At 36.4% G+C, this 6,749-nt stretch carries 5 protein-coding genes and 4 tRNA genes; all 9 read right to left on the reverse strand.

What is annotated here, in order from left to right:
* Position 1 precedes the first annotated feature (1 nt).
* Positions 2–763 carry a tyrosine-protein phosphatase gene (locus JZO69_RS00420; protein ID WP_207110940.1) on the reverse strand — a complete coding sequence of 254 codons (762 nt, stop codon included), beginning with the start codon at positions 761–763 and terminating at the stop codon, positions 2–4.
* Positions 764–891: 128 nt separating this feature from the next.
* Positions 892–1,713 carry a histidine phosphatase family protein gene (locus JZO69_RS00425; protein WP_207110941.1) on the reverse strand — a complete coding sequence of 274 codons (822 nt, stop codon included), beginning with the start codon at positions 1,711–1,713 and terminating at the stop codon, positions 892–894.
* Positions 1,714–1,730: 17 nt separating this feature from the next.
* The gene (locus JZO69_RS00430) at positions 1,731–3,164 is read right to left on the reverse strand and encodes a 6-phospho-beta-glucosidase (protein ID WP_207110942.1); all 1,434 of its coding nucleotides are present in this window, start codon (positions 3,162–3,164) and stop codon (positions 1,731–1,733) included.
* A gap of 81 nt (positions 3,165–3,245) precedes the next feature.
* Entirely contained in the window at positions 3,246–5,147 is a 1,902-nt protein-coding gene (locus tag JZO69_RS00435; protein ID WP_207110943.1) for a beta-glucoside-specific PTS transporter subunit IIABC, read from the reverse strand.
* Between the two features lie 143 nt (positions 5,148–5,290).
* Positions 5,291–6,130, reverse strand: a complete 840-nt coding sequence (gene licT, locus JZO69_RS00440) for a BglG family transcription antiterminator LicT (protein WP_207110944.1) — start codon at positions 6,128–6,130, stop codon at positions 5,291–5,293.
* A 255-nt stretch (positions 6,131–6,385) separates the two neighbouring features.
* Positions 6,386–6,457, reverse strand: a tRNA-Glu gene (locus tag JZO69_RS00445).
* 11 nt (positions 6,458–6,468) lie between these two features.
* A tRNA-Ile gene (locus JZO69_RS00450) sits at positions 6,469–6,542 on the reverse strand.
* A gap of 12 nt (positions 6,543–6,554) precedes the next feature.
* Positions 6,555–6,625: transfer RNA gene (locus JZO69_RS00455), tRNA-Gly, on the reverse strand.
* Between the two features lie 17 nt (positions 6,626–6,642).
* Positions 6,643–6,715 (reverse strand) — tRNA-Phe (locus JZO69_RS00460).
* Between the last annotated feature and the right edge of the window lie 34 nt (positions 6,716–6,749).

The raw sequence follows: 6,749 nt of genomic DNA on the forward strand, positions 1-6,749 counted from the left end.
TCTAATCCAGAACAAAGCGATGATTCAAGGCTTCTTTTGCCACCTTATCAATACCGATTGCTTGTCTTAGATAAGTTGACATATCTCCATATTGCTTTTCAACTGTTTGATAAAAGTTATCTAAATAGCTACTGTCTACATTTAAAGCCACGTGTAACGCTTCTAAGTTAGCTTCTTCCAAGTCAGCTTTTTTCGCTTGTTCTAAGATCATCGCATTTTCTTTTTTTCTCAAATTATTTGTTAATAAATAATCTGTATAAATGGCTTCTCTTGGTACATTTAGCGTCTCTAATACCAATAATGCAGCGATTCCGGTGCGATCTTTCCCTGCAAAACAATGGAATAAAATGCTCTCTTGTTTTGGCAAAGCTAAGATTTCTTTGAAAAATTTATTGTAGCCTTTTTGAGAGGTTCCATTCAAGGCAATATCCTCATATAATTTTTCCATGTAGGCAGCTGATTTCTCAGGAGAACCGATTTTGACAAAATCACCGATTGAAGCCCCTTCATCTTGGATATCTTCCAAAATATCAATGTGGATGTATTCAGCTTTTGGAACGGACATATCTGGTCGTTCTTCTACTTCAGCTTCACTTCTTAAATCAATGATTTTACCTAAACGATACGTTGTTTCTAAACGCCGTTCATCCTCTTTAGTTAAATTAGATAGCTCACCTGATCGTAAAAAAACATCTTTTTTGATTTGTTTACCGTCTTTATTTTTGATACCGCCGATATCACGAAAATTTGTAATAGTCACCATAATTTTATCCCATTTCCTTCTTTTTGCTTTTATTATACACAAAATTCGATCAAAAATGTTTCTTTGATCGAATTTTGTGCTAATGAGGTTGAAATGAAAGATTTATTTACCATCTCTAGCTCATTTTTTTATTTTTTTTGCCCTGCTTCAACATAACTAAGATCATTGACCTTGTCTAAGGTGTATTTTCCATCCTTATATTTTACAGTACAAACACTGGCATTTTTTAAGCCGCCTTCTGGAATTTTATAATCATCGAATAATGTGGCAAGTAACGCAGAAATACTTAACCCATGTGAAGCAATCAAAACATTACCACTACCTTCATTCTTCATTTCTTTTTCAACGATATCATCCAGTCCTGCTTTAAGTCGAGTAGTGATTGTTTTATAATCTTCCGCCGGCCAATTGACTTTAGCTTCTTCTACATTTTTAGCATCTAGTTTAGCAACACTATTGGCAAAAGATTCAGGTGTCATATTTTTCAAAAATTCTTCTAAAGTAATTCCTTGATCATCTGCAATATCTTGCCACATCGTATGATTTAAATCGCCTTCGTATGTTCCAAAGTTAAATTCTCTTAATCGTTCATCAGTTATAACCTTTAAGTCTGATGATTTTTCATTTTCTTTCACGATCAGATTCGCTGTTTGAATGGCGCGACCGCTGTCACTGCTATATGCATTTTGAAAATCAATCTCTTTCAATCCAACACCTGCAGCCGTTACGACTTCTTCACCTGCTTTAGTTAAAACTGCATCCGACCATCCTTGCACACGATCTGTTGTATTTAACATTGTTTTGCCGTGACGAACAATATACAACGTTAGTTCTTCTGGTGCTTTTTTAGATGACGTAGACTCTGCTGTTTTCTCCTTAGCATTACCGCATCCCGTTACAAACAATAAACCTAAAACTAAAATACCTAAAAACTTAACGAACTTTTTCATTCAATTGCCTCCTGGAATTAATTGTTTGTTAAATCTTCCCCATTAGTCGCAATGACTTTTTTATACCAATCAAATGATTTTTTCTTCGAACGTTTCAGAGTTCCGTTCCCTTCATTATCACGATCGACATAGATAAAACCATAACGTTTTTTCATCTCACCTGTTCCTGCTGAAACAAGATCAATACAACCCCACGTTGTATAGCCTAATAAATCAACCCCATCAAGTTCTACAGCATCTTTCATCGCTTGAATATGAGCTGCTAGGTATTCGATGCGGTAATCATCGATCACGTTGCCATTTTCGTCTGGTATATCCACGGCGCCTAAACCATTTTCCACGATAAATAATGGTTTTTGGTAACGATCATATAAGTCATTCATTGTTGTACGTAAGCCTAGTGGATCGATCTGCCAACCCCATTCACTTGCTTCTAGGTATGGATTTTTCACTGAGGCAAAAATATTACCTGCTGTTTTTTCATTGATTGCTGGATCGGTTGATTGAACACGTGATGAATAATAAGAGAATGAAATAAAGTCTACTGTATGTTCTTTCAGTAATTCTAAATCTCCGTCTTCAATCGGTAATTCGATTCCTTCGCGTTCTAATTCTTTAAGAGCATACGCTGGATACTCCCCGCGAGATTGAACATCGATAAAGAAGAAATTCTCACGGTCTGCTTTACGCGCTGCCCAAACATCTTCTGGTTTACACGTATACGCATAGTTTGTTCCAGCCGCTAACATACAGCCAACTTGGTTTTCTGGATCGACTTCATGGGCAATTTTCGTTGCGATGGCGCTTGCTAATAATTCGTGATGCGCCGCTTGGTATTTGACTTGTTCTTTGTTTTCGCCTTCTTCAAAATAAAGACCAGCCCCCATAAATGGTGCGTGTAAAATCATATTGATTTCATTGAACGTTAACCAGTATTTTACTAAACCTTTGTAACGATTGAAAATCACGTTACATAGATTTTCATAGAAGCCAACCATTTCACGACTACGCCATGCGCCATATTTTTCGACTAAATGCATTGGACAATCGAAGTGGGTGATTGTTACAAGAGGCTCTATATTGTGTTTACGGCATTCTTTGAACAAATCTTCATAGAACTTCAAGCCTTCTTCATTCGGCTCAGTTTCGTCTCCTAGAGGGAAAATACGACTCCAGGCAATTGATAAACGGTAGGTTTTAAAGCCCATTTCGCCGAATAACGCGATATCTTCTTGATAACGGTGATACATGTCGATTGCATTTTGAGCTGGGTAGAAATGTTCATCATCAAAATCAAACATTTTCTTCTCCCCTGTGATTACTGGAAAACGATCCGGTCCAACGGGTGCTAAATCAACGTTAGCTAAACCACGTCCGCCTTCGTTATAGCCGCCTTCACATTGATTGGCCGCTGTTGCGCCGCCCCATAAAAAGTCTTTTCTAAATGACATATCAAAATCCCTTTCTTTTACAAGCTTACAGCAAAACCTATCATGCTTTGCTGTAAGCTCAGTTCTCTTATCTATTATTTTTTAAGTTAATCCAGTAATTAAGGTATCGTTTGAAGTTACTTCACGATCTTGTGTTTCCACAATATCTAAATAATCGCCTGTGTTTGTAACAATAACTGGTGTTTCAACGCTGTATCCAGCTGCTTTGATGGCATCAATATCAAACGTAACTAAAACTTGTCCTTTTTTCACTTTATCACCTTGTGCCACTTTTCCTTCAAAACCGTTTCCTTCTAACTGAACGGTGTCCATACCAATATGGATCAATAATTCCATTCCTTGATCTGATATCAATCCAATTGCATGTAATGTTGGAAATAGAGTCATAACTGTTCCATCAAATGGTGCTCTAACTACGCCTTCAGTTGGTTCAATCAAAACACCTTTTCCTAAAGCGCCTTGTGCGAATGCTTGATCACTTGCTTTACTTAACGGTAGAACACGTCCTTTAACCGGACTTAAAACTGCTTCTTTGATTGCTTTTTGCGCTTTTTTATTCTCTGTTACTTCTTCTACGACAGTATCATCTTTCCAGAAGAAGAATGTCAAACCAAAACCAATCACCATCGCGATCAAGATTGCGACAAAAGAATGAATCATTCCACTGGCATCATCGCCATTAATATAATTTAAAACACCAAAGATTCCTAAACCGCCCATTGTATATGAAGTTGTTCCATTGACCATCAAATATAATCCGCCGATTGCTCCTCCGACCATTGAGAAAATAAACGGTGTTTTTTTAGGTAAAGTAATACCATAAATTGCTGGTTCAGTTACTCCAAAAATTCCTGAAATAATCGCTGGTGGACATAAAGCTTTCATTTTTGTATCTTTTAATTTGAAAAACATTGCCATAACTACTGCTGTTTGAGCGAAACTAGCTGCAAATGAACCAACTAATACTTGACTTGCTCCTTCTTGGGTAATTTGCATGATTGCAAGTGGTACAACACTCCAATGTAAGCCGAAAATAACCAATACTTGCCAGAAGAAACCAAGAATAACTCCGTATAATGCTGGAGAAAAGCCCATCAATGCTTGGAAACCAGCACTTAGTAAATCTGTTAACATACTAATGATTGGACCAATTACTAAGAAGCCAACTGGTAATGCAATTAATAATACAAAGAAAGGTACTAAAAACGTTTGAACTACTTCAGGAATAAGTTTCTTAAAGAGCTTTTGAATTTGGGCTGCAAAAGCAACAATGAAGATAATCGGTACAACACTACTCGTATAACCAGCACCAACCCATGGAATACCTAAAAACGTATCATAAGCGGGTAAACCTAACAAACTATATGGCGCTGCCGCACCTGCACCTGCCGTTGTTTCAAAGGCTGCTTGCAATGCACTTCCTTGTACTGTTGGGTAACAAAGAGCTGCCCCAATGACAATTCCCACCATTGGGTTTAAATTGAATTTTCTAGCTGCTGTATAACCTAAAATAACTGGCATGAAGTAAAATATCGCATCTCCAATACCATTTAACATTGTATACGTTCCGGAAGTAGCTGAATATAATTTCAAGAAAACAAGTAATGCGTTTAAACCTTTTACCATCCCTGCTGCAGCTAACGCTCCTAAGAATGGTTGGAAACACCCACTTAAAATGTCAATCAAACGATTAAATAGATTGCCTCCAGATGACTCTTGCTCTGTATCTGCTGAAATCCCAGCAATAGTTACAACATCTTCATAAACGGCTGGTACATGATTCCCAATTACCACTTGATATTGTCCACCGCTTTTCATTACGGTAACTACGCCATCCATATTTTTCAATACATCATCATTTGCTTTTGATTCATCTTTCAACTTAAAACGCAGGCGTGTAATACAGTGTGTTAAGCTATTGATATTTTCTTTTCCACCTACATTATCAACTATTTTTTGTGCTAAATCATAATATTTTCCCATTTTTTTGTTCCTCCAAAGTTTAGTTTTTTAAATACATTACGTTTGAAGGTTTAGCCAACTTAATGTCACTATCCAAAGGGTTTATCTATCATCTATCCACCTTTCGTTTGATTTTAAATCTATGCTAAGATTAAATAATCTTGTTAACTATTTGTGTGTACAACTCTTGCAATATGAATAATTAAGTACATTTTCTCTTCCTTAGAAACACTATAGTGATAACTTTCAGTTAAGAAATCAGAAATTTTATTTACACAATTATATGCATTTCGATACTTTTTCTTGATTACTTCATACAATTCTCCATCATCTTCACCATGAAATTCTTTATGATTTAATAAACGGTAAGCGAAAAATTTTAAATGAGTACTAAAACGATAAAAATAGACAGAATCTTCATTAAAAGTAATCTTGAAATGATATTTAACAATATTCGTAATTTCCTGCATAATTTTTGTTAGTTCATAAACATTGCCGACTTCTTCATCCATTTCGGCATTCACCAGATGTAAAGCAATAAATCCTGCTTCATCTTCTGAAAGTTGCACATCGAATTTTTCTTTCACCATTTCCAAAGCTTTATTGCCAATAAAATATTCATCTGAAAAAAAACGCTTAATATCCCATAATAAAAAGTTCTTTACTTCGATTCCCTGCCTTATTCGCTCTAAAGCAGTGTGGAGATGATCAGTTAATGAAATAAATATCGTATCATTCAACTTTCTACCTAATTTGGTTTTGGCATACTTGATGATTTCATCAGATAATTGCATTACTTCCAAAGGTAATTCTCCTAGCAATTCTTGAAACTTCAAAGAAGTATCCTGATTTGCCAAACGAAATACTTGATCAACTTGATCTTCTGCAATAAAATCCCCAATTTTTCTTTTAAAGGCAATACCACGTCCCATCACAATTTGTTCCTGTTCATTCACATCCAACGTAATCACAACATTATTATTCAAAATTTTTTGAATAATCATTTTTTCACTCCCTTCTTCTCTTCCCACATTACTCCTTGGATTGTAAAAAAGAAAAACCCAACCTTTCCAAAAAAGAAGATACTCCTCCTCTTTGGAAAAATTAGGTTTAGCTTGTATTTAAACAATCACTATCCATCTATTTACTTGTTGTGTACAAGCATAGAATACCCTATTACCAATATAATGTCAACGTTTTCATAAAAGATTCTACAAATAAAAAAACATTCAGCTTAAAAGCTAAATGTTTAACAGTCATGACCCGTACGGGAATCGAACCCGTGATACCGCCGTGAAAGGGCGGTGTCTTAACCGCTTGACCAACGGGCCTTTTAAAATTATGGGCCTAAATGGACTCGAACCATCGACCTCACGCTTATCAGGCGTGCGCTCTAACCAGCTGAGCTATAGGCCCTTAAAGAAAAAAAGCGGGTGACGAGAATCGAACTCGCGACAACAGCTTGGAAGGCTGTGGTTTTACCACTAAACTACACCCGCATGTTTCTTCTTTCAAATGGCGCAAGACAGAATCGAACTGCCGACACACGGAGCTTCAATCCGTTGCTCTACCAACTGAGCTACTGCGCCAAATAATTATAATGATAACGGTCTGGACGGGACT

Source organism: Candidatus Enterococcus ikei (assembly GCF_017316105.1).
Taxonomy (GTDB): domain Bacteria; phylum Bacillota; class Bacilli; order Lactobacillales; family Enterococcaceae; genus Enterococcus_L; species Enterococcus_L ikei.

Excerpts from the sequence above, each read along its gene's own strand:
- JZO69_RS00420 (WP_207110940.1), bottom strand. The coding sequence starts at position 763 with ATGGTGACTATTACAAATTTTCGTGATATCGGCGGTATCAAAAATAAA.
- JZO69_RS00425 (WP_207110941.1), bottom strand. The coding sequence starts at position 1,713 with ATGAAAAAGTTCGTTAAGTTTTTAGGTATTTTAGTTTTAGGTTTATTG.
- JZO69_RS00430 (WP_207110942.1), bottom strand. The coding sequence starts at position 3,164 with ATGTCATTTAGAAAAGACTTTTTATGGGGCGGCGCAACAGCGGCCAAT.
- JZO69_RS00435 (WP_207110943.1), bottom strand. The coding sequence starts at position 5,147 with ATGGGAAAATATTATGATTTAGCACAAAAAATAGTTGATAATGTAGGT.
- licT (WP_207110944.1), bottom strand. The coding sequence starts at position 6,130 with ATGATTATTCAAAAAATTTTGAATAATAATGTTGTGATTACGTTGGAT.